We start from the raw sequence: 22,434 nt of genomic DNA on the forward strand, positions 1-22,434 counted from the left end.
CGTTCTGATTAATTGAGCATTGTATCAAATTGAGCATCTAATGGATAAACATTACTACTCGCCACTGGAGTTGTTAAAAATAGCTACTCAGCATGCCTATGCGGCTGATCATTTGATGAGTAATTTACGCGATGATTTTATTGAAGGACAACATATTAAAGACAATTTAAACCCAATCAGTTCTTTAATGTATATTGCGTTTCAATTGACCCTGCAGGCTTATTTGCTGCACGTTCATCGTCCGGTCAAACAAAATAAAACCTTGATTGAGCTTTTGGAGATGAATCAGGATCTCAGTTTTTCCAGTCAGGACTTACAGCTATTCAAAATGTTGTCAAGGCAACTGGCTTTTCGTAAGGGAGTAAATTACGAACTGTGGCAAACCCGCCAGCAGTTTCAGGTTTTCTGTGCGGATTTACTGGATCTGTATGAACGACTGCAGGCAATGATGCCTTTAGAACTGCAAAACGATTATCAGAAATAGTCTGAGTCCGGCCTTCTCCCAATCTTGTTTCTCAGTCATTCTGCCCTCCTAAGTGCCTCGAGAGCTCCCCTCATTTTTTATATAGTCAGGGATTAGCTTAACAATTGCTCAAGAAGTTCTATTATCTGTCATTCCCGCGTAGGCGGGAATCTATTCCTCAAGGAAATTCCTAACTTTGTTTGCAAAATGGATTTCCGCCTACGCGGAAATGACACTATTTAAAGTCATTTTGGCCTGATAAGGTGAATGAAAAAATGAGGAGATCTTCAGGGGTTGTCCGAGGCATCCATCCAATGCCGGACTGTTTAAACAATGCGATATTGATTCACAGCCTGTTTTTGTGCAAAAATAGCCCACCAAATGCTCTCAATACCCATCTGCGGAGAAACTTAATGCCTTTATTCAGTGTAAAATCAGTTGCAGAATTAAAAAACATGCTGGAAACATTAGAAGATAAGGCAGAGTTAAGCCAAATCAATTCCGAAAACCAAACTCCCATTGCATTTTTCGCAGCAAAAAGCGACTGGGAAAAAGTCGCTGCGTTTACTTGCATCTCCGAAGTCAGTAAGGGAGATGCTGAGCGGTTTGGACAAGCAGCCCTTTTGGCTGCCAAAGCTGGAAAAATGGATCTGGCTATTCGTTTGTTAAAAATAAACAATGTCTCCAGCCAGGAACGAATCGGGCGATGGAATATTCTTCACTATGCGGCCATCCATGCCCCTTACCCCAATTCCCCAGAAGATAAAAAGCAGGCAGCCCTTCATTGGATTCAAGAGCTTTTGGCCTTGCCGAATATCCAGGAGTGCTGCAGTCAGACCACTGATAATGGGTATACCCCTATTCTTTTGGCAGCTCATTTCAAAAAATGGTATCTGGTGGAAGCCTTAATTAATGACTTCAATAATATCAAAGATACTCAGGCATTCGCTGAAGTAATTTTTCGCGCTGAAGATGAAAAAAATCTGAGTGAACTTTCAGATAAAATTTTTGCTGCCATGCCGCCAGGAACCTTGTGGTTATATGAAGAAGAGGGAAAGCGGGAGATAAGCCGTCTACATCTGGGCATTTTAAGGGGCAATAAGGAAGCTATCCTCACTTTTTCGGCTGAGCCCTATTTGTCCCGCTGCACGGCCAGGACCTTGCAAAACCCAGACGGTCTTTCTCCCGCTCGATTGGCAGCATTTCTTGAGAACTGGGAAGTTGTAGAGCTATTAACAAAAGAAAAGACAGACGAAGCAGACAGGCAGCAATATAGCCCCACCATGTTATGGGCCGCCCAATGCAAACAATTTAAACTGGCTTGTGATTTACTGGCAAAAGGGGCGAATCCTGAATGGAGATATGAGAAACCTGAGAACGGGGCGGTCAACGCTTTTCATATTGCTGTACAGGAAAATCAGGAGAAGTTCCTAATCGCTTTGGCTGCCCGGTATAACCCGCTCTCAGGTAATGACGCATTGCTGTTAAAATATGAGAATAAAACGGCGATAGAACTGGCGGTCGAATTAAAACACTGGCATTTGCTGCCTCATTTCGCAAAGATGGCGCCCTCTAATCCACAGGCGGCGGGTTATACAGCAGCTTATGAAGCTGCCAAGACAGCCAATGTATTAAAAGCAGAGGAGCTGGAATTACTGTGGGAAGCGGCTTACCCTGAACTGGTGCCGGCAGAGAATGAGCGTTTTGTCGCGGCGTTTAAGAAAATTTATCAGGCCTTGTATATGGGACAATCCTCCTGGTTCAAGTCCAGCAACTTCGTAGACCAGCATCCGACGCTGACAAGAGCGGATATTCGACAGCATATTGCTGAGAGACCTTTCTCACGCTCGAAATTTGCCGCGGAACTCACTTTAAAATACAAGGACCGGATGGATGATATCAATCTGGTCAGGGAGATTCATCAGTATGCTTATCAGCATAGCGGCTTTTTTAAACGCAGCCTGAATGGACATGAATTGCTTACCGATAATGCGAAAACCGTGATCGAAAACGCCGATGCCGACTCTCGAACCGGTTTAATTCGTACGGGATTAGGCCAATAAGTCGGGCCTCACTGCCGCTGAGTTGTATTTTAAACTGTCTTCCCCGCAAAGGCGGGGATCTATCTCTGAGCGAGCTACAATGCCAATTGAGGAATGGATTCCCGCCTTCGCGGGAAGGACATAATTCCTTAACTTAACGGCAGTGAAGCTGGGCCTCATAATAGACTTTAAATTTTATCCAATGGCAGGCTTTGTTTAATTGTCCAGAATTCTTTCCAGGGATCGTCTTTCAATTGCTCAAGCCGCTTGAAGATAGTTCGTATGGTATAAAATGAACCGTTTTGATTATCGGTCAATTCATCCCAATGCACTGGTGTAGCTACCGGTGCATGTAGTCTTGCGCGGGGCGAATAGGGTGCAATGGCGGTTGCCTGGCGCTGATTTCGGAGGTAATCGACAAAAATCTTTCCCTTGCGTTTGGCCTTCGCCATATTGCTGGTGTATTTTTTGGGATATTTTTTTTCAAGATATTCTACAAAAACATGAGTGAATTCTTTGACTGACTCCCAGTCATATTTAATCTGAATCGGAATGACGAGATGCAGGCCTTTCCCGCCTGTCGTTTTAATAAATGCAGATAGTTTTAATTGCTCAAGCTCCTCCCGGATTTCATAAGCGGCATCCACCAGCATTTTCCAACTGACTTCAGGATCTGGATCAAGGTCAAACACCAGAACATCAGGCTGCTCAAGATGCTCGACGGTGCTGCCCCAGGGATGAATTTCCAGCACTCCCATTTGCGCCAGAGCGAGCAATCCTTTCTCCTCTTTCAGATAGATGCAGTTTTCAATGTTCTCAGTGCGTTTGCTTTCCACTTCAATCGTATAAAGGCCCCCCGGGTTTTGCTGATTAAGGTGCTTCTGATAAAAGCAGTCTTTATAATCAGAGGGACAGCGAACGAGGGTTAATGCCCGATTGCGAATATAGGGCAGGATATAGGAACTAATGGCCTGATAATAATCAAACAGTTCCTTTTTACAAATGCTGTCTTCAGCATAAATCATTTTATCGGGATTGCTCAATTTAATTGCGGGCATGTTCTTCCCCTTGACCGGCGTTATTTTTTTTAACGGTATTTCCTCTTCATTCCGGATTTCTTTCGCCATTTTATCCAGTCTTAAACCTTTGAAACTGGGGTGTCTTAAATGGCCGTCGTCTGTCCATTCACTAAATTCCACTTCGGCGATTAGTTCAGGTTTCACCCAGGTGCTGCTTCTGACTCCAGGTGGATTAGTATTAAAAGGGTTCTTAGCCATTTGCAGGGGTTCCAATTGTCTGGCAATAGATTTTAAGGAGGCTTCAGTGAAGCCTGTACCCACTTTACCGCAATAATTAAGCTGCCCGTTCTCGTCATAAACACCCAAAAGCAGGGAGCGAAACCCAGTGCGATTCTTCTCTGATTTGGTAAAGCCGCCAATAACGAATTCCTGACGTTTACTGCATTTTATTTTAAGCCACTTCCTGCTTCGCTTACCTTGATAACTGCTATGAATGTCCTTGGAGATAATACCTTCCAGATTAAAATCGCAACTCTGTTTGAAAACGTTTTCTCCGTCACCCAGTATATGGTCACTGTAGCGAAGGCTTTCCTCTGCATCCTCGAGCAAAGCAGCGAGCAGCTTTTTTCTTTCGAGAAGCGGGAGAGAACGGGTATCGTATTGATCAAGGTAGAGCAAATCAAAAAGATAATAGGTAAAATGGGTTTGCGCCCCATTGCTCATGGCATTTTGCAGCAACTGAAAACTTGAGCGGGAGTTTTCATCCAGAACCGTAATTTCACCATCCACAATAATATTGTCCACGGGCAGGTTTTTCAGGGCATCGACGACATTCGGAAATTTTCTTGTCCAGTCCAGTTGATTACGGGAGAGCAGCTGAATCTGCGAATGACGTTTATAGGCTATGATGCGATAGCCATCAAATTTCAGCTCATGCAACCAGTCGTCACTAATGGGAGCTTTATTGGTGAGCGTAGCTAATTCGACTGGGCAATTCTGTAAAAATGGGCGGGCAGGCAGAGCCAGCTTATACTTTTTTTGTTTTTTTTTAGCGGATTTAACCGGGCTATTATTTTGGGAACTTTCTTTACTGTGCCATACAGATTGGTAATTCCGGGTTATTTCGTCCAGGCTCTGATGACTGACAACGCTATTCGGCTCTTCATTTGTAATATCATATTCGTCAAGTGGTCTTGCTTCCTTGTCCCGATGTTTAATGAGAAACCACTGCTTTTCCTTAAAGCGAATCAGATCCCACTGCCCATTGAGTTTTTCAGCCTGCAATTCAAAATGTAAATGTCCTTTTTCATAGGCTTTGGCAGGATCATCATCCAGGGGCTTCCATTTTCCCTTGTCCCATAACATGACCGTACCTCCGCCATATTCGCCCTTGGGAATAATCCCCTCAAAACTGCCGTACTCAACGGGATGATCTTCTACTTGTACTGCCAGCCGCTTCACCGCGGGATCAAGGCAAGGGCCTTTGGGAACTGCCCAGCTCTTTAGAACTCCATCCAGTTCCAGGCGAAAATCATAATGTAAATGGCTGGCGGCATGTTTCTGAATAATATAAAGAAAGCGGTGTTTTCGGTGAACACGGCCCTTAGGCTCGGGGGTTTTATGAAAATCCCTTTTCTTCTGATAACGATCAAGGCTCATCGACTCTCTCCACTGTGGAGCTATTCAAAAAGCCGAATCATTGCTTCATTGAATTGAGGAATATCATCCGGTTTTCGGCTGGTTAAAATGTCCTGATCGCAAACCACGGGTTCATCAACCCATTCAGCACCTGCATTAATTAAATCGGTTTTGATCGATAACCAGGAAGTCATTTTCCTGCCTTTGGCCAGCTCCGCATTGATTAATAACCAGGGTCCGTGGCAGATTGCTGCAATTGGTTTATTTTGTTTATTTATTGATTTAACAAATTCTGCAGCCTCTGGCAGCAGACGCAACTGATCAGGATTGATCACGCCGCCAGGAAGTAAGAGCGCGTCAAAATTTTCAGCCTTTGCTTCTTTAAGCGGAATATCTACCGGGAATTTGTCCGCTTTTTCAAAATGATGCCAGCCTTGTACTTCCTCTTTTTCAGGTGAGATAAGGAAGGTTTCTGCACCCTCATTTTCCAGTGCTTTGCGAGGTGCTTCCATTTCAACCTGCTCAAAGCCATTGGCGGCAAGTATGGCGATTTTTTTTCCTTTTAATTTATTCATTAGCGTCCTCCTCCCTGAGGTTTGATTGATGTGCTGCTGTCAATTGTTCAATGGCAGCTTCGTATTCCTATAATTGTAGTCTATAACTGCGCTAAAGGCCCTTGGCCGCCTTTCGATATCAACGAGATCTTGGCACGAACAGGGATTCACGCTAGGATTATGTTTTTTTTTGCACGAGGTTGAATAAATGGAGCAACTGCAGGAAACGACAATACAATCTGTGCAGCAGGAAATTTTGCGGATTAGTCATTTTCTAAATGATCGCATCCTTGGCCAGCGCGCTTTGGTATCTCGCCTGCTGATTGCCTTGCTCGCAGATGGGCATCTCCTTGTAGAAGGAGCACCAGGGCTTGCCAAAACACGGGCGGTTAAAGAACTGTCCGCTCTGATTGAAGGCAATTTTCATCGCATTCAGTTTACTCCTGATCTCTTGCCCGGAGATTTAACCGGAACCGACGTGTTTCATCCTGAAACCAGTACCTTCGTATTTCAGCCAGGCCCTATTTTCCATCATTTGGTACTGGCAGATGAAATCAATCGCGCGCCTGCAAAAGTACAGTCTGCACTCCTGGAAGCCATGGCGGAACGTCAGGTAACCATCGGGGGGAAGACCTATCCTCTGCCCGAGTTATTCCTGGTCATGGCGACTCAGAACCCGATTGAACAAGAGGGCACCTACCCTTTGCCAGAAGCGCAGCTCGACCGTTTTCTGATGTATGTTAAAATCGGTTATCCAGATGCGGCTATTGAACAGGATATTCTGGCTCTGGCCAGACGGGAGGCAATGGATCCTGTACAAGCCGCACCGGCGAAAATTAAACAGTTGCCCCAGCGCGTATTATTCGAAGCGCGCAAGCAGGTTTTGAAGGTACATACCAGCCCGGCATTGGAACATTATCTGGTTCAATTGGTTGTGGCTACTCGAAATCCGGCAATGTATAGCAAAGAGTTGGCGAAATGGCTGCGTTTTGGTGCCAGTCCGCGGGCGACTATTGCTCTGGATCGCTGCTCCAAGGCGCATGCCTGGCTGGCTGGTCGCGATTATGTAACGCCGGAAGATATTCATGTGATTGCCCATGATGTGCTGCGGCACCGTGTATTACTAAGCTTTGAAGCAGAGGCGGAAGGGGTTAGCAGCGATGATTTTATTGATCATCTATTGCGCCTGGTGGCAGTACCTTGATACTCGGGATAAAAATAGATGCACAAAAAACCGTCTTTGCGAGCATTGGCGAAGCAATCCAGATCCTGGCTTTGTGCAGGTTTCGATCTGGATTGCTTCACTTCGTTCGCAAAGACGGCAGGTTAGTTGATTGGTTCTATAAATGAGCTGTGAATTGGAAAAAGAAATATGGTAAACGGCGTGTCAATTGATCTTGCGGAACTGATTGCATTTAAACGTTTCGCTCGCAAAATGGCATACAAACCTGAGAAGGGAGCTCCTGGCAGCGGGAATCATTTATCAAAATTTCGTGGCCGGGGAATGGATTTTTCAGAGGTAAGAAATTACCAGGCTGGCGATGAAATCCGTCATATGGAATGGCGTGTAACCGCACGCACAGGGCGGCCTCACATCAAGCTTTACCAGGAAGAGCGCGAACGGCCAGTGGTGATTGTCGTTGATTTCAATCCCTCCATGTATTTTGGTACTCGCAAGGCGTTTAAATCGGTGATTGCTGCAAGACTGGCGGCGATGATTGCCTGGACTACGGTCAAGCAGGGTGACAAAATTGGTGCCCTGCTGTACTCCTCTGAACGGCATAATGAATATCTACCCAGGTCGCGTGAGGGGGGTGTCCTGCCTATCCTGGCAGGGCTAATGGAATATACTAATCAAACAAGCGGCATGATGACTGAGAGTCCTCCAAAACCTCTGGGCGAAGCATTAATCAGATTAAGAAGGGTGGTAAAACCTGGCAGTATCATTGTTTTGATTAGCGATTTTTATCATTTGAATGGCGAAGCGGAAAAAAATTTAAGCCGCTTACATGAACATAATGACATTCTCGCCTATCAGATTGTTGATCCTTTGGAGTTACACTCGCCCTTACCTGCACTTTATGCCATGACCGACGGTCATCAGGAGTTACTGCTTGATACCGCAAATTCGCAGGTTAATTCAGATTATCAGCGATGGTGCGATCAGCGTCAGCAGAGTTTACAGCACTTATTTAAAAAGCTGCATATTCAATATACGCAGATTAATGGTGAAAACGATATACCTCAGGTGATTTACCAGACATTTCCGCGGAGGAAACGTGACTAAGACCAATGCTCTGGAAAATCTGCGTGATATTCATCTGCCGGAGGCTATCGGCTGGTGGCCTTTGGCGCCAGGCTGGTACATTTTGCTAATCCTTGTTCTCCTGCTCTTTGCCGGGGGACTGTACTATTTCATTGAGTATCAGAAAAACAGCAAACCCAAGCGGCATGCACTTAAATTACTCGCTCAATATCAGGAAGAGTATCAGCGCAGCGGAAACAGTCAGTTAGCCAGTTCCCGGGTTTCTGAATTGTTAAAGCGGGTTGCGTTGGTGTATTTTTCACGTGAAACAGTGGCCAGCTTGCAGGGAGAGGAATGGATTAATTTCCTGAATCAAACGGGACGCAAACTAAATTTTAATGCGGTGCGTCAATTGCTGCTTGAGCTTCCCTATCAACCTTCAACCAGCCAGGTTAGCTTGGCGCCTTTATTTGCGCGAGCAAAAACCTGGATAAAACAACGGGGTAAACGATGTTTGAAATAGCTTCCCCCTGGGTTTTTCTTTTGCTCGGTTTGCCGTTAATCCTCTGGTTTTTAATACCACGAGCCAGTTCAAGCCTGCCTGCAGCATTACAGGTTCCGTTTTATCAATCCATGCGTGCCATCGCTGAACAGGATAAACATATTCTGAGTAAAAAATCCGGTCTTGGATTCTGGTTTCTGGTGTGGGCGTTACTGGTTCTGGCTGCTGCTGGCCCGCGCTGGGTGGGAGAGCCTTTACCTTTGGAAAGAGAGGGCCGTAATATTATGATGGTTCTCGATTTATCCGGCAGTATGGAATTAAATGATATGTTAATGAATGGCAGGCCGGTGTCACGCCTCGCTGTTGTTAAACATGCTGCTGAGCAATTTGTCAAAGAGAGGGCAGGTGATCGAATCGGCCTTATTTTATTTGGCAGTCAGGCTTATCTGCAGACTCCCTTAACCTATGATCGCCACAGTGTGTTATTGCGCATTGAAGATGCTACAGTGGGCTTGGCCGGCAAAACCACCTCAATTGGGGATGCGCTGGGACTTGCGGTCAAGCGTTTGCAAGATGTTCCCAAAAGTAGCCGTGTAGTGATTTTATTAACCGACGGGGCCAATAATTCGGGGGTCTTGCTGCCTCTTAAAGCGGCGGAACTGGCAAAATCCGAACAAATCAAGGTATATACGATTGGCTTAGGCTCTGAAGCGGATCCCCGCATGATGTCGGGCCCATTTATTAACATGGGGGCCGGGGCTGATTTGGATGAAGATACACTAAAAGAGATTGCTTCAATCACAGGCGGTCAATATTTCCGGGCAACCGATTCGAGTTCACTGGAGTCGATTTATCAAAAAATTAATCAGCTTGAAACTGTGCAGCAGGAACACACAACACTCAGACCGCAACACGAATATTATCCCTGGCCATTGGCGTTTGCCTTGGCTCTGATCATGATTTGGCTTTTAAACAGCCTGGGGCTGTTTAATTATTTATTACAGCGAAATACTGTGTATCAGGAGAAAGGACTGTGATTGACTTTCATTTTCTTCGTCCACTATGGTTATTTGCTTTTCTACCGCTTTGCTGGTTATTTTGGCGCCTTTGGAAGCAGAGAGCTCCCTTGCAAGCCTGGGCTGCCATCTGTGATCCGCATTTATTATCGCAGTTAATCAAAAATCAGCACTCTGGAAAAAGGCAGCATTCCTTACTGCTGTTATTAACCAGTTTTGGGTTAATTATTATTGCTCTCGCTGGACCGGTATGGAAAAAGTTGCCTGTGCCGGCCTTTAAATTATTGCAGCCCAGAATCGTAGTGCTGGATTTATCCGAGGCAATGCTTGAGGAAGATTTAAAACCCAATCGCTTATTGCGAGCCAGGTTCATTTTGCATGATTTATTCAACCGTAAAGACACGGGACAAACAGGCCTGATAGTTTACACAGGTGAATCCTTTGTAGTATCGCCATTGACGGAGGATGCTAAAACCATTGATAGCTTGCTGGACTCCCTGAATCCACAAATTATGCCAGTGAATGGCCAGGATTTATCGATTGCGCTGCAGCAGGCTGCCCAATTGATTGAACAGGCAGGGTTTTCGGGTGGACAAATCCTGGTGCTGACGGCCACTCCTCCCGATGCGTCTGCTTTGAAAGCGGCGTCCAAACTGGCCAATCAGGGCATAGAAACCTCCATTATGCCTGTTTTGGCAGATTCCGCTGTATATCCAATATTTAAACCCTTAGCCAATGCCGGCAAGGGAATGCTGCTTGATTTAAATAATGAAGGTGCTTCGCTAAATCAATGGTTGAGTCGGGCAATAACCAGCAGACAATATGCCTTGAGTGAACAAAATGAAATTCCGGTATGGCAGGATGAAGGGCGCTGGTTTTTGATTCCAGCCTTACTGTTTCTTATGCCCGTGTTTAGAAGAGGTTGGCTGCAGAGGGTGCAGTTATGAGAGTTTTGTTATTGGTAATGTTGATTTTCGCCAGTGCATCGACCTGGTCTTTCAGTTGGAAGGATTTATGGTACACACCTGATCAGCAGGCAGCTGAGATGATGCAAAAGGGGCAATATAATAAAGCTGGTGAATTATTTAAGCAGGAGGATTGGCAGGCAGCTGCTTCATATCGCGCAGGAAATTATCAGCAGGCCGCTCAGGCTTACCAGTCGCTCAATAATGAAACAGGGTTTTATAATGCGGGAAATGCATTGGCTCATCAGGGTAAATATGAAGAGGCATTGAAGGCCTATGATCAGGCTCTGAAAATAAACCCCAAGAACCAGGATGCCAGATTTAACCGGGCGCTCGTTGCTGATTTACTAAAAAAAGACAAAGAGAAACAGCAAAATAAAGAGCAGAATGGCGGGCAAAATCAGGATCAGAAAAATAAGCAGGATCAGCAGAAGCAGGGTCAGAAGTCCAGTGCCAATGAAAAAAATAATCAGCAGCAACAAAATAAGCCGCAATCAGACAATTCTGGTGCTGAACAACAGATGAATAAAGAGAAAAGCCAGCAGGAGCAGCAGGCTGAAGAAGAGGCCTCTGCGAAGAAAAATAAAGAGAAGCAGGAACAACAAAACAATACGTCAAAGACCAATGAAGATGAAAAAAAACAAGCTGCAGCACAAGCGCAATCGTCTCTGTCAGATAAAGAACAGCAACAGGCCAAAGAACAATGGCTTAAATTAATTCCTGACGATCCAGGCGGTTTACTTCGTGAAAAGTTTCTACGTGATCATATACGCCGGCAACGGGGGTGGTACCAATGAAAAAAATAATCAGCATTTTCATTCTCTTTTATTCAGGAATACTGTTTGCAGGGCTCAGCATTCAAATAGAGAGCAGTAAAGTACAGATAGGTCAATCGTTCCGCCTGGTATTGACTATGGATGGCCAGACGAATGCCGTACCGGACTTAACTCCTTTGCAGGAAAATTTTCAGATTGTTGGAACCGAACGCAGTACAAATTACAGCATCATTAACGGGCAGGCTCGCACCATCAACCAATGGACGGTTTTTCTGGTTCCTCTCAAAATGGGCACTATTTCCATACCCTCTCTTCAGGTCGGGCAGGAAAGTACGACGCCTTCCACAATAGAGGTCACTGCTTCTGCAGTACAAAGCGGCAAACCTCTTACGAAACAGGACGATCTGCAGCTGCTCGTTGAAGTGGATAACAAGACGCCCTATGTTAATCAGCAAGTGATTTACACGGTCAAACTGTATAACAGTTTACAGTTACTAGACACTGATTTTCAGGCGCCTCAGGTTGATAATGCGCTTTTGGTGCCTCTGGGCGATGGTAAACAATATCAAGCCACGGAAAATGGCCGCCTGTTTTCAGTCGTGGAACAGCAATATGCTATCTTTCCACAGAAAAGCGGTGAACTAACCGTGACCCCTCCGGTATTCAGCGCCCTGGTTTATGATCAAATGCCCCATAAAACCAAAATCAGTGCAGATCCGCTCACGCTCAAGGTAAAATCGGTTCCCGCCAGTTTCACAGGCAAAGAATGGCTGCCCGCCAATGAAGTCATACTGAATGATCAATACGATCGAGAGCCTGTTAATATCAGGCAGGGAGATACATTAACCCGTACAGTTACTCTGGAAGTGGTCGGTATACCCGCTCAATTATTACCGTCGCTGGATTTTAGCAGCAAGGACAGCTTTTCAGTCTATCCAGAAAAAGCAGGAGAGAAAAACAGTTACCGTCAACCCTATCTGGTAGGAACCAAAACGCTGAAAGTAACTTATCTGTTTAATAAAGCCGGAAAAATTACCATCCCTGAATTGCGTTTACCCTGGTTTAATACAGTGACTCAAAAGAATGAAGTAGCTGTTTTAGCTCCTCGGGTTATTCAGGTTCAGGCAACAGCGAATAGCGCCGATAGTTCAGTGAATACGCCGTCTGAAGCACAGGACGTGGCGGCAGAAGTTCCTGCAGAAACACCCTCAGCTGACAAGGTAACGCCAGCCAGCACCTGGTTAGCCTGGGGAGTTGCCGCATTGTTCGCACTGGCCTGGCTGTTAACTCTTAAATTGGGCCGGTTTAATCTGCCATATTTTAAGTCGCACAAAGGAGCAGGTAAAAAAGCAGTATTAAAACGTCTGCAGAGCGCCTGCCTGAATAATCAGCCGATCGAGGCGCAACAGGCATTAATTGAATGGGCTTCACTTCATTGGCCAGAAAAGCGAATTTTAAGTTTGGCTGATATCTGTGAGCAAATCTTTGATATGAATCTCAAGAAACAGATTAATGCCTTGTCGGAAGCCCTTTATCATCAGCAACAGAAAACATGGCAGGGAAGTGGATTATGGCAGGCATTGCAAACCCAGTTGTCGCAAACCACAAGCCAGAGAAAGCCTGCCTCTGATTTGCCGCCTATTAACCCGCAATAACTCAAATAACGCGCCTAACCGCTAGTATGCATAAAGCTTTCAATTTGAAAGCGTAGGTCGGGCGCTTCGCCCGACATTCATTTTCATCAAATTTAGCAAAAGAGCATTGGGTTGATAGGTTTATGAATGCTTAAACAAGCCAGTTCAATTTTAGAAAGCAAAAAAAAGGAAATTGTCGGGCGAAGTGCCCGATCTACGCTGAATGAATTGTAAAGTTATAAATAATTTAGTCGCAATTCTCGCTATTTAAACTTCAGTAAGTTATAATGTAATCACTTGTATCAAGTGTTCAAGATTGAATGAGCGTTATTCGTGAAAAATCCCTCCTTTTGTGTTTCCAAAGTAGTGAAAATATCGCGTTCTGTCAACGGCAATTCAGGCTCGTTTGCTTGTACAGGTTTATGTTTAATTTTTTTTGGAAAGTATAATGTCTGCTATAGTAGAAACTGGTTCCGTTAAATGGTTTAACGATGACAAGGGTTATGGTTTTATCAGCCGTGACAATGGCCAAGATGATGTGTTCGTACATTTTCGTTCAATCGTAGGAACATCTGGTCGTAAAACACTGCATGAAGGCCAACGTGTAAAATTCCTGGTAACTAAAGGCCCAAAAGGCTTGCAAGCTGAGGAAGTTACTGCGGTCTAATGTTTTAGGCCTTAAGTATTCTGAGTTTTTTCTGAAATCGTCCCCTTTTATTCTTTACTCAAAAATAAGAGGGGAATGATAATCCCCTGTTTATTAATTTTAAGCTGAACATATTGAGCCTGCGAATTCTTGCAGGTATGATAGAGTGCGTTTAACGCTCTTAAGCTCCGGGCTGTAGTCAAAAATCTAATCCCATCTGGAATCCTATTGAAATGGAAGTCATTTTGAAAATTCTATGGCTTGTTATTATTTGTCTTTTATCTGGCTGTCAGACCGGGTTTTATAAAGGGCCTCCTTCTGACCATTTTGATGGTAAAACCTTTTACAATCCGGACGAGAAAGGTAAAAAACGCAACGGAAATTATGACCTGGTCAATCTATGGATTTCCGTGCTGCAAAATCAATGGCCAGCAAGTTTACCCGAAATTTCTTATCCGCTATTACCGGCAAACTATCCCGATGGTGCAATGGTTACCTTTATTAATCATTCCACAGTACTTATTCAAAGCAAAAAAATTAATATCCTGATTGATCCGATCTATTCTTATCGTGCGAGCCCGTTTCAGTGGATTGGACCTGCAAGGCATCGCGAGCCTGGCCTTTCATTTGACACGCTGCCAACTATTGATCTGGTGCTCATAAGCCACAATCACTACGATCATATGGATTTGGGGACCATTAAGAAATTGCAACAGAAATACCATCCTCAATTTATTGTACCTTTGGGTAATAAAGTATTTTTGGAGCGAAATGGAGTTAAACAGGTCACTGAATTGGACTGGTGGCAATCTGTGAATGTAAAAGAGACGAAAATCAGCCTTTTACCCGCTCATCATGATTCGCAGCGCTGGCTTTATGATCTCAATAAAACACTTTGGGGATCCTTTGGTGTGGAAATTAGCGGCAGAAAAATTTATTTTGCCGGGGATACGGGCTATTTCGGGCATTTTAAAGAAATCAGAAAGAAATGGGGAACACCACAGCTCGCATTTTTACCAATTGGAGCCTATGAACCGCGTTCACTGGCCAAACCTTATCATTTGAATCCGTCGGATGCTGTTCGAGCGCACCTGGACTTAGGCAGCCATAGATCAATTGGCATTCATTGGGGAACCTTTCAATTAGGTGCAGAAGATTTTAATCAGCCGGTCAATGATCTGGCTTTAGCTCGCAAAAAATATGGGCTGACAGAGAAACAGTTTTTTGTCATTCGTGAAGGTCTTCCTTTTTATATTGATAAATAAGAGTTTTTGCCAAATCGGCAAATCAGTTTATACTCAAACACCAATAGAAAATGGATGGATTTATGCGTACATGGATTTTTGTATTTTTTTTCGGCCTTCTCCCTACAATTGCTCTGGCAGCGCCGGCATCCGGCAGTTTTACCATAGAAAAAACCTGTCCTGCGTATGTTTCAAAAAACAAAAAAACCAATCCTGACAACGTGTATTTACAGCCGGGACAGGTTTTCGAAATCAGGGAAATTAATCGTGCGCATAATCCGGACTGGTTTCGCCTGTATCTGCCTGATAACACCTCGCTTCGCTGGGTAAGTAGTGACTGCGGCGATTCTTCCTATCATCCAAGCCCTGCTCCACGTTGTCAGCAAAGCCCCGGGCTTGCGGATTCCTATGTACTTGCATTTAGCTGGCAGCCTGCATTCTGCCAGACCTATGGATATGAAGCCGGGAAACCGGAATGCCTTCATTTGCCGTCTCGCTCATATCAGGCCAGTCATCTGGTTTTACATGGCTTATGGCCAAATCAGGAACAATGCGGCGAGCATTATGGCTTCTGCGGCACGAGTCCTCGCACTAATCATTGCGATTACCCGCCCCTGAGTTTGAAAGAACCAGTATCTGCTTCACTCAAATATTTTATGCCCAGTTACTCTCATGGCAGCTGTCTGGAGCGCCACGAATGGTATAAGCACGGAAGCTGTCAATTGCTATCTGCTGACGAATATTTCGCTTTGGCAATTCGCCTGACTGAAGACATGGAAGAAACAGCTTTAGGAAAGTTTTTACACGAGCATGTCGGCGAAACGGTGGATCGACTGCAATTGCAGGAGCTGGTGCGCCTCTCTTTTGGAAACGCCAGCACCAGAAAGGTATATCTGGGCTGTAAAAATGGGATGCTGGTTGATATTTTTGTACAATTACCCGCCTTAATTCCCGAACAGGATTCTTTGGCAGAGCTGGTTGAACGAGCGCCTGACGCCAAGCGTTATGAAGGATGTCCGGCTAAAGTGGGTATCTCTGATTTTAACAGCGAGTCCTGGTATTAGATATCCATGCTTGCCCCTGCGGGGGCAGGTTGTCTTATATCAAAGTAAACGATAATTGCTTGCGCAATTTTCCAAGTTATTCTAATGTAGGAGCTTAACCTGGTATGGAATGTCGGCTTATGTTAACCCGTGTTATCTCCCTGATTTGCATTTTATTTCTCCTGTCAGCCTGCAGGCACTCTACTGTGAACTCTACAGAACAGCCGCCTGTACCGGTGAATAAAACCCAGCAAACGCGAGCTATGCCTTCCTTTAATAAGGTATCAGCTAGCGGCCGCCTGAATGTGGTGCTGCATACCGGCTATTCAAAGCCGCAGGTTATCTTACATGGTGATCCCCGGGATTTGGTACAGGTGAGTACCCAAGTCCAGAACTATACGCTGGTGGTGAATTTAGGCAGTGGATATCCCCGCTATGGCAGTGTGACTGTGGATATTCGCGGACGCTTTCTAAATACTTTCCGTTATGAAGGCGCAGGAATTGTGACCGGGCCGCGATTAAATTCAGGACTACTTGATCTTTATCTGGAAAATGAAGGCAGGACAGTACTCGGCGGCCACATTAACGTCGGCGTGCTGGAGGTGAAGGGAGGAGGGTATACCGAAATTAACGGGGTACAATCGCGCAATCTGCACCTGCGCATGTCTGGAAAGCCACGCGTTAAGTTAGCCGGGATTGAGAGGATTAATACCCTTGATTTGGAGGGGGATGGCGCTTTAAGCATGTACTGGATAAAAAGTGATACCCTGACCATCAGAGCTGGTGGACAAACCTTTATTCAGCTGGGCGGTGTGGCTAACAAAATTGATGTCTGCCTGAAAGATTCTGCCCGTTTTAATGGCCGTTACTTACGTGCTAAAAGAGCATTTGTGAAAACCTACGGGAATTCTGTCGCTGAATTAAGTACGATTAAACGCCAGCATACCCTTGCCAGCGATTCGAGTAATATTTACTTCTATAATATTCCTGACATGAAGACTGATTTTATGGCCTATAACGGTTCGGTTCTGGATATGCGTGATCTCAATGATTTCTTCGTTCAGGAGTATGACCGTTATAATAAGCAGATCCAGTAATTGAGAGAGTGTTCATTAAATTGTGTCATTACTCACAAGCACGTCGTCATCTCGGACGCAGTGAGAGATCTCTGAAAACTGTGTCACTCACAAGCACGTCGTCATCTCGAACGCAGTGAGAGATCTCCGAATGCTGCACAAACCAGGATTCAGAAGATCTCTCACTGTGTTCGAGATGACGTGACCAGCCGGTTGCAGGCAACCGGTTCCTTTGTTGCAGATTCAGATTGCTGGGGATTTAATGCAGGCTTTAGGTGCCGCGCAAATCGAGGAGGGGGCAGGCATCAGGCGATGATTACTGCTTGCCTGCGTCCCCTGGGCTCGCATAAAGGCAGCAAATCTTGGATCCCAGACGTTACGAATGCTCTTCTGACTGGCTCTTTCACAACAGTTAGCAAGCAATTTCATTTCAACTGTGGTGCAGCCTGTTAAATAGTCGATATCAAAAAAATTCTGTTTGTAAGCCTTTACAAATTGCGGGCTAGAGAATAGCCCCCGCTCTTTCTCATTGGAGGGCCGTTTAACATTTAATAAGAACTGTTGATAAAAAGATAAAATTTCGGGACAGACTTCAAGCTGAGTTAAAAAATCACAATAAGCCTGGCGATGACACTCGACTCCTTGAGCGCTCAGAATAATAGGTATGCGAGCAGCCGCCTCTTCTTTGGGGAGCCAAAAAACAGGTTTTAATTGCTCTGCAGGCAGCTTGCTATTCAAAAGAATGTCTAATTCAGGCGAATTGCTAAAGGATTCTTTACTGAGTATGTAATGACTATTAAACAGGAGCTCGAGACGTTCCCTATCGATAAAGCGCCTTTGAGCAATAGATTGTATCGAATGAAATAAATCCTCATTGGCTGTCTGAGAAAAGAGGACAGTTTTTGCCGAAGCGGAAAGCCTGCATAAAAGGTTCAAAGTTTTTAAGTTTACAGTGTTATCCTTTAATACCAGGGGATAGAAGTCACAGGGGAGTGAGTGCAGAAATGCAAGTTGGGCAGGACGTAAGGATTTAACCATTACCAATGCCTCAGCAAATGCCAGTTGCATACTGCCTTGCCTATGCGGAGACTGGAGGACAAAATTTAATAGAAACCCTAGCCCGTCTTTTGATAAGGAAGCGAGATCAGTAAAATTGCAAAAGCCTGACCAGGGGGTGCGTAATTGCTGAATCTTGCTGAAATGGTAGAGCATTGTCACATTGAATCGACGTAAAATCTCTTTGTTGGTGAATATATCCTGTAAGAAGTTCTCCAGAGCCACTAGCTCCTCGTCTGGTAATGAAAGAATCTCATCCAGTTTGAAATGTTGATATTTGCCAAGCTGCTTATTGATTGCCAGACAAGTCTGTTCTCTCTTTTTTGCTTCCGGTGCTTTAGCTATTTCGGGTTTGAAAGTTTTCACAAAGTGTCCTTTTCGTTAAGAAAAAAATAGTAATATGGACTCACCTGGAAAATTATATAGAATGTTCAAAAAATACCAAGATTGCTGCTGGCAATGAGAATTGCAATTAGATCAGAGATGGCAAGAACAGATTATTGATAAAACTGCCAGCTCCTCTGCTTTCGCAAGGGAGTGGCAGGTTGAGGTTAGTATTATGCTCAGTTATCATCAATCTTCGTTGCGGCCGCCACGGGCTTTACCGCCTTTTTCACCTATTTTTGAATGAAAACCGGGCTCTCTTTCTTCAACAGTCTGGGATGCACGTTTCGCTTGTTCTGAGAGTTCTTCTTCGCTGTACTTTTCTGCGCGTGCCTTGCCGCCTTTAGAGCCGGCTTCCTGAACTGTCATATTATCTTGTTTACTCATGATGGATCTCCTTCTATTTCGTTAATGAAATACCGCTTCTCCCTGAAGTAGAATAGAGAATGTAAAGCTAGCTTTATTTAAATGCGGAGATTTATTGAGTAGGTGAGGAACTTACCTACAGTCTAATTATAGGCCCTCATCTAGCGTTCGTGAGGAAACTTATTATCATCTTGTAAGCATAATAAATTAAAATTCTGTATTTACTCTCAAAATTCAGCAGAAAAATTTAATCATTATTTTGATTAAATAAATTGTATCCTGTTAATCTTTGCCGTATTCCTTTACTTGGCACTTAGCAGTAATTGGTCTAAAATTTAAGTGATAAGCTCTTTTTTTTATCAAAAGACAAGGTAGGAGGTCCGGAATTACAATCGTACGAAGGGGTTTAAAAAACGCTTTATTTCTTTCGCTTTGCACATCACATGATTTGTATCTTCATTTATGAACCCACTTCGGAAGCAAAAGCAACGGTTGCTTTATTTGAGGGCTTTTATTTACTAAAGGGAGATTAGTTATGAGCAGACAAATTGTAAATGCCGACAACGTGATCGGTGTGGATGTAAAGAATCGTGAAGGAGACAGTCTGGGGAAAATCGAGGCTTTAATGCTCGATAAATATCAGGGACAAGTGGCTTATGTGGTATTGTCTTTTGGTGGTTTCCTCGGGATGGGGGATAAGCTTTTTGCGATGCCCTGGAGTATTTTCTCCTATGATCCGGCTCAGGATTGCTTTGTTATCAGTGTCGATAAAGAAACCTTGAAGAAGTCCCCGGGATTCGATAAAGATCACTGGCCAGATATGTCTAATCCAAGCTGGATGACTGCGATTCATAAACACTACGGTACCATGCCGAGCAGATCCCAGCATTAGAAGCGCTGATTGAGCTGTTCGGCTGACAGTCATTGCGGGCTGGCTGGTACATAATAGGATCAAACCACTAACTCGCAAAGACTATCAAGACACCCGCTGGCTTATATTGCCATCTGCGCTTGAGCAGACAGGCTAGCGGGTTTAATTTCATCTAAAATGGACTGGTATTTTTCATACAACTGGGGAGCATTGCTCGCGTCTTTGGCCCGTAATAGCAATGTGAAAGCTTTGTTAAGCTTCAATTCCATTGCATTTCTAACTTCCTGAATGGCTTCGCCTTTAGCCAGCCGCTCCTGCAGATGTCTTCCAAGTTGCCTGCAAACCAGGGTTTGAATTGTTCCTGCATCAAAAAAATCGAGCGGTCGGCCCAGCAACTGCCTTTTTACGTCAATGATTGAAACCTTACTCTCATCATCAATTAATCTCATAAACATTAACATGTAAAATGTTTTAGCAAGGTTTTGCACATCCATGCTGTTCAAATCCTCAATTTCTGCCGAAAGCCCTTGTTCCTGAATTTTTAAGGTGGATGTGGAAGTATTGCTGATCAATTGTTTATATGAAGGGCAGCATAGATAAAGTAAATACTTGGCAAATGCATGATGACCTGCGTAATCCAGACTTAAACCAAGTGGTGCCAGGATATCACTTCCCTCCTGACAATGCCTGGAATGACCATGCTCAGGATCACTTATTGAAGGGCGGGCGATGTCATGAAAAAGCAGGCCCAGGACATACTCTAATCGCTTCAGTAATATCAGGCTCAGCTTACCCGCTTCAAGGGCATGCTCCTGTTCGGTGACATTCTCCTGGGCTCCGGGATTTTCATAAGGGTTTTGGGCCAGTTTATTTTGCAGAACATCAGTAATTAATTCTACATAACAATTCAAGCGCGGATGAAGAGCGCTCAATACGGCAGGGAATGTATATTCCTTTGCTTCATCCAGAATGGGCGAGGGAGAGGCAAGCAGCTCGACCGGTGTGGCCTGCAATTGCTGCTCACTTAAATTTAAGGATTTGATAAAGTCGGCGGCTGTATAGGGAATTGCTTCCTTTTCCTTAAAAAAGCCTTTTTTCTTTAGCAAATCAAGAAGTTCAGGAAAATCAGGAAATTCGTTTAAATACACTGCAAGATTAGTCTTTAACAAATTGCGATAGTTTTTGGAAATTTGTACAAATAGATCATCAAACACTTTGTCTTCTGAAGCGGCCATAATTTTCCTTATTATTCCAACAATTGAACCAACTGACCAGGCCAGCAATGATGCAGACTCGCTGCTCTGTCAGAGATTCATTACTATAAGTTCCAGTTTATTAAAACAAACAGGAAAGTATTAACAAACTTATCCACAGAGCTGTTGCTCAAGAACTAATTATAAAAATTGTTTTTTATCAATTAGTTGCCTATTATTTCATACATAATTAGAATGCTTTACTAATTTTATGAACAAACTTATCCACAGGATGCGATTTAATGCACTGGCATCTATTCACTCTCGGGATAAATTACCGAATTTTTATAAGCGCTTCCACCCCAAATTTCTTCTTCAGACAGACTGGTCTCAATAAATTCGATAGGGCAGCCATTTTCTTCAATCGCCGCTACTCTAAATCCCTCAAAAGGAAAATAAGGCTCTAAAATCACATTCTTTCCTCGTATAGCCTCATCAATGCTGTCGACTTTAAATGCGACGTGCGGTTTGGTCTGAATTAAAGGATGCAAAGGACAGCCCTCTTCAAAGCGGTGGTATTGAATGCGAGTTGGAGCCTCTCCCCCCGATGTATACATTTTAAATGGTGCACTGTATCGCTCACCAGGACGAACTTCGGTAGTTGGAATACCTACATGATGGAATTGATAGTTCATTTGTTAAACTCCTTCGTTATCTAGGTACATTATAGATTGATGGTATACTCTTTATAAAACGATTTGTTTTCCATAATTTATGAACCGTAAGTTCATAATATTGAGGCCATCATGAGAATTAATCAGTCGCTACAGTGCTTTATCAAAGCGGCGGAAACACTGCATTTCGCCAGTGCAGCAGCTATTTTGCACATTACTCCTACCGCGCTAAGCAAGCAAATTAAAGGACTGGAGCAGCAAATTGGAGTTCAGCTTTTCAAGCGCAGTACGCGCCGCGTCATCCTGACGGAAATGGGAGAAAGGCTATACCAGCGATGCAGGGTTATTGAAAATGAAATTAACAAACTGGATCAGTTTATTGAAAACAGACGCGCAGAGCCCCAGGGTAGTTTGCGGGTTTTAGTTTCAACAATCCTGGCTAGAAAATGGCTCTTCGCTCATTTGAAGCATTTCAGAGAGCGTTTTCCAAAAATTGAACTGGAACTAATTTTGACCGAAGAAGATGGCGATTTGGCAGACGCCAAAGCAGATATCATGATGGGTTTTCCTGAAATTCCTCCGTACACCAATAACTTAAAAGCACGTTACGTATCCACTGTTAAGAACATTCTCTGCGCCGCACCCAGTTATGTACAGCGCTATGGTTTGCCTGCCAGCAAAGCAGATCTTGCCAGTGCGCATTTTATTTCTCATACGCTGAGAGAACCAACACATCAGCTTCCCTTAGCTGATGGGAGCACTATCTCAATTAACCGTCCGGTCCTATTAATTAATGAATTCGACGCACTTAATCAAGCCTGTAAAGATGGGCATGGCCTGTTTCTGACGGGTGATCTATTAGTAAAAAATGAACTGGAAAGTGGCGAGTTAATTCAAATATTGCCCAAGCTAGAGTTCAAAACTTATAAAATTTATCTGTTTTACCAGGCCTATGATTATGAATTGCCAAAAGTACGTGCCTTTCTGGATTTTTATGGAAAGAAACCCCTTATTTAAGCAGAGGATG

21 protein-coding genes are annotated in these 22,434 nt (G+C 44.1%); 15 read left to right on the forward strand and 6 right to left on the reverse strand.

Annotated elements, in window-relative coordinates; translation table 11 throughout:
* The first annotated feature begins 40 nt into the window (after positions 1–40).
* Together LXA66_RS08605 and LXA66_RS08610 are read left to right on the forward strand one after the other, a co-directional pair.
* On the forward strand, positions 41–484 hold the full coding sequence (locus LXA66_RS08605) for a hypothetical protein (RefSeq protein WP_112218680.1): 444 nt from the start codon (positions 41–43) through the stop codon (positions 482–484).
* 392 nt (positions 485–876) lie between these two features.
* On the forward strand, positions 877–2,526 hold the full coding sequence (locus LXA66_RS08610) for a hypothetical protein (RefSeq protein WP_233012803.1): 1,650 nt from the start codon (positions 877–879) through the stop codon (positions 2,524–2,526).
* Positions 2,527–2,693: 167 nt separating this feature from the next.
* Here the strand turns inward: LXA66_RS08610 and ligD are convergent, their stop codons facing one another.
* Positions 2,694–5,183, reverse strand: a complete 2,490-nt coding sequence (ligD, locus tag LXA66_RS08615; RefSeq protein ID WP_233012804.1) for a DNA ligase D — start codon at positions 5,181–5,183, stop codon at positions 2,694–2,696.
* Between the two features lie 20 nt (positions 5,184–5,203).
* Entirely contained in the window at positions 5,204–5,737 is a 534-nt protein-coding gene (locus LXA66_RS08620; RefSeq protein ID WP_233012805.1) for a type 1 glutamine amidotransferase domain-containing protein, read from the reverse strand.
* A 187-nt stretch (positions 5,738–5,924) separates the two neighbouring features.
* On the opposite strand from LXA66_RS08620, the gene LXA66_RS08625 reads away from it, so the two are divergent.
* The 11 genes from LXA66_RS08625 (at position 5,925) to LXA66_RS08675 (ending at position 16,884) form a co-directional block, all read left to right on the forward strand.
* A complete protein-coding gene (locus LXA66_RS08625; protein ID WP_233012806.1) occupies positions 5,925–6,920 on the forward strand; it encodes a MoxR family ATPase in 996 nt (331 codons plus the stop codon).
* Between the two features lie 168 nt (positions 6,921–7,088).
* On the forward strand, positions 7,089–8,003 hold the full coding sequence (locus LXA66_RS08630; RefSeq protein ID WP_233012807.1) for a DUF58 domain-containing protein: 915 nt from the start codon (positions 7,089–7,091) through the stop codon (positions 8,001–8,003).
* Complete coding sequence (locus LXA66_RS08635) at positions 7,996–8,484, forward strand: DUF4381 domain-containing protein (protein ID WP_233012808.1); 489 nt, start codon at positions 7,996–7,998, stop codon at positions 8,482–8,484. Before LXA66_RS08630 ends, LXA66_RS08635 begins: the two co-directional genes overlap by 8 nt.
* Entirely contained in the window at positions 8,472–9,500 is a 1,029-nt protein-coding gene (locus LXA66_RS08640) for a VWA domain-containing protein (protein ID WP_233012809.1), read from the forward strand. The genes LXA66_RS08635 and LXA66_RS08640 overlap by 13 nt, the downstream gene beginning before the upstream one ends.
* Positions 9,497–10,426: a VWA domain-containing protein gene (locus LXA66_RS08645; protein ID WP_233012810.1), complete on the forward strand. Its 930-nt coding sequence runs from the start codon at positions 9,497–9,499 to the stop codon at positions 10,424–10,426. The genes LXA66_RS08640 and LXA66_RS08645 overlap by 4 nt, the downstream gene beginning before the upstream one ends.
* Positions 10,423–11,241: a tetratricopeptide repeat protein gene (locus LXA66_RS08650; protein WP_233012811.1), complete on the forward strand. Its 819-nt coding sequence runs from the start codon at positions 10,423–10,425 to the stop codon at positions 11,239–11,241. Before LXA66_RS08645 ends, LXA66_RS08650 begins: the two co-directional genes overlap by 4 nt.
* The gene (locus tag LXA66_RS08655; RefSeq protein WP_233012812.1) at positions 11,238–12,875 is read left to right on the forward strand and encodes a BatD family protein; all 1,638 of its coding nucleotides are present in this window, start codon (positions 11,238–11,240) and stop codon (positions 12,873–12,875) included. Before LXA66_RS08650 ends, LXA66_RS08655 begins: the two co-directional genes overlap by 4 nt.
* Positions 12,876–13,302: 427 nt before the next feature.
* Positions 13,303–13,521: a cold-shock protein gene (locus tag LXA66_RS08660; protein WP_058507051.1), complete on the forward strand. Its 219-nt coding sequence runs from the start codon at positions 13,303–13,305 to the stop codon at positions 13,519–13,521.
* A gap of 212 nt (positions 13,522–13,733) precedes the next feature.
* Positions 13,734–14,765, forward strand: a complete 1,032-nt coding sequence (locus tag LXA66_RS08665) for an MBL fold metallo-hydrolase (protein WP_233012813.1) — start codon at positions 13,734–13,736, stop codon at positions 14,763–14,765.
* Positions 14,766–14,827: 62 nt separating this feature from the next.
* Positions 14,828–15,808, forward strand: a complete 981-nt coding sequence (locus LXA66_RS08670; protein WP_233012814.1) for a ribonuclease T — start codon at positions 14,828–14,830, stop codon at positions 15,806–15,808.
* Between the two features lie 119 nt (positions 15,809–15,927).
* The gene (locus LXA66_RS08675; protein WP_233012815.1) at positions 15,928–16,884 is read left to right on the forward strand and encodes a GIN domain-containing protein; all 957 of its coding nucleotides are present in this window, start codon (positions 15,928–15,930) and stop codon (positions 16,882–16,884) included.
* A gap of 222 nt (positions 16,885–17,106) precedes the next feature.
* Here the strand turns inward: LXA66_RS08675 and LXA66_RS08680 are convergent, their stop codons facing one another.
* Positions 17,107–18,285, reverse strand: a complete 1,179-nt coding sequence (locus LXA66_RS08680; protein WP_233012816.1) for a hypothetical protein — start codon at positions 18,283–18,285, stop codon at positions 17,107–17,109.
* Positions 18,286–18,492: 207 nt separating this feature from the next.
* Entirely contained in the window at positions 18,493–18,690 is a 198-nt protein-coding gene (locus LXA66_RS08685) for a hypothetical protein (protein WP_233012817.1), read from the reverse strand.
* A gap of 514 nt (positions 18,691–19,204) precedes the next feature.
* On the opposite strand from LXA66_RS08685, the gene LXA66_RS08690 reads away from it, so the two are divergent.
* A complete protein-coding gene (locus LXA66_RS08690; protein ID WP_058507056.1) occupies positions 19,205–19,561 on the forward strand; it encodes a PRC-barrel domain-containing protein in 357 nt (118 codons plus the stop codon).
* Between the two features lie 101 nt (positions 19,562–19,662).
* Here LXA66_RS08690 and LXA66_RS08695 read toward each other — a convergent pair whose 3' ends face one another.
* Positions 19,663–20,775 carry a hypothetical protein gene (locus LXA66_RS08695; RefSeq protein WP_233012818.1) on the reverse strand — a complete coding sequence of 371 codons (1,113 nt, stop codon included), beginning with the start codon at positions 20,773–20,775 and terminating at the stop codon, positions 19,663–19,665.
* A 272-nt stretch (positions 20,776–21,047) separates the two neighbouring features.
* Entirely contained in the window at positions 21,048–21,428 is a 381-nt protein-coding gene (locus tag LXA66_RS08700; protein ID WP_233012819.1) for a helicase, read from the reverse strand.
* A 111-nt stretch (positions 21,429–21,539) separates the two neighbouring features.
* Here LXA66_RS08700 and LXA66_RS08705 point away from each other — a divergent pair, with 111 nt between their 5' ends.
* On the forward strand, positions 21,540–22,424 hold the full coding sequence (locus LXA66_RS08705) for a LysR family transcriptional regulator (protein ID WP_233012820.1): 885 nt from the start codon (positions 21,540–21,542) through the stop codon (positions 22,422–22,424).
* Positions 22,425–22,434 lie beyond the last annotated feature (10 nt).

The sequence above is a fragment of the Legionella sp. 16cNR16C genome, assembly GCF_021297775.1.
GTDB lineage: Bacteria > Pseudomonadota > Gammaproteobacteria > Legionellales > Legionellaceae > Legionella_C > Legionella_C quinlivanii_A.

Bases quoted from the DNA above. Each gene is read 5' to 3' on its own strand.
- LXA66_RS08605 (WP_112218680.1), top strand. From the start codon at position 41: ATGGATAAACATTACTACTCGCCACTGGAGTTGTTAAAAATAGCTACT.
- LXA66_RS08610 (WP_233012803.1), top strand. From the start codon at position 877: ATGCCTTTATTCAGTGTAAAATCAGTTGCAGAATTAAAAAACATGCTG.
- ligD (WP_233012804.1), bottom strand. From the start codon at position 5,183: ATGAGCCTTGATCGTTATCAGAAGAAAAGGGATTTTCATAAAACCCCC.
- LXA66_RS08620 (WP_233012805.1), bottom strand. From the start codon at position 5,737: ATGAATAAATTAAAAGGAAAAAAAATCGCCATACTTGCCGCCAATGGC.
- LXA66_RS08625 (WP_233012806.1), top strand. From the start codon at position 5,925: ATGGAGCAACTGCAGGAAACGACAATACAATCTGTGCAGCAGGAAATT.
- LXA66_RS08630 (WP_233012807.1), top strand. From the start codon at position 7,089: ATGGTAAACGGCGTGTCAATTGATCTTGCGGAACTGATTGCATTTAAA.
- LXA66_RS08640 (WP_233012809.1), top strand. From the start codon at position 8,472: ATGTTTGAAATAGCTTCCCCCTGGGTTTTTCTTTTGCTCGGTTTGCCG.
- LXA66_RS08650 (WP_233012811.1), top strand. From the start codon at position 10,423: ATGAGAGTTTTGTTATTGGTAATGTTGATTTTCGCCAGTGCATCGACC.
- LXA66_RS08655 (WP_233012812.1), top strand. From the start codon at position 11,238: ATGAAAAAAATAATCAGCATTTTCATTCTCTTTTATTCAGGAATACTG.
- LXA66_RS08660 (WP_058507051.1), top strand. From the start codon at position 13,303: ATGTCTGCTATAGTAGAAACTGGTTCCGTTAAATGGTTTAACGATGAC.
- LXA66_RS08665 (WP_233012813.1), top strand. From the start codon at position 13,734: ATGGAAGTCATTTTGAAAATTCTATGGCTTGTTATTATTTGTCTTTTA.
- LXA66_RS08670 (WP_233012814.1), top strand. From the start codon at position 14,828: ATGCGTACATGGATTTTTGTATTTTTTTTCGGCCTTCTCCCTACAATT.
- LXA66_RS08675 (WP_233012815.1), top strand. From the start codon at position 15,928: ATGTTAACCCGTGTTATCTCCCTGATTTGCATTTTATTTCTCCTGTCA.
- LXA66_RS08685 (WP_233012817.1), bottom strand. From the start codon at position 18,690: ATGAGTAAACAAGATAATATGACAGTTCAGGAAGCCGGCTCTAAAGGC.
- LXA66_RS08690 (WP_058507056.1), top strand. From the start codon at position 19,205: ATGAGCAGACAAATTGTAAATGCCGACAACGTGATCGGTGTGGATGTA.
- LXA66_RS08695 (WP_233012818.1), bottom strand. From the start codon at position 20,775: ATGGCCGCTTCAGAAGACAAAGTGTTTGATGATCTATTTGTACAAATT.
- LXA66_RS08700 (WP_233012819.1), bottom strand. From the start codon at position 21,428: ATGAACTATCAATTCCATCATGTAGGTATTCCAACTACCGAAGTTCGT.
- LXA66_RS08705 (WP_233012820.1), top strand. From the start codon at position 21,540: ATGAGAATTAATCAGTCGCTACAGTGCTTTATCAAAGCGGCGGAAACA.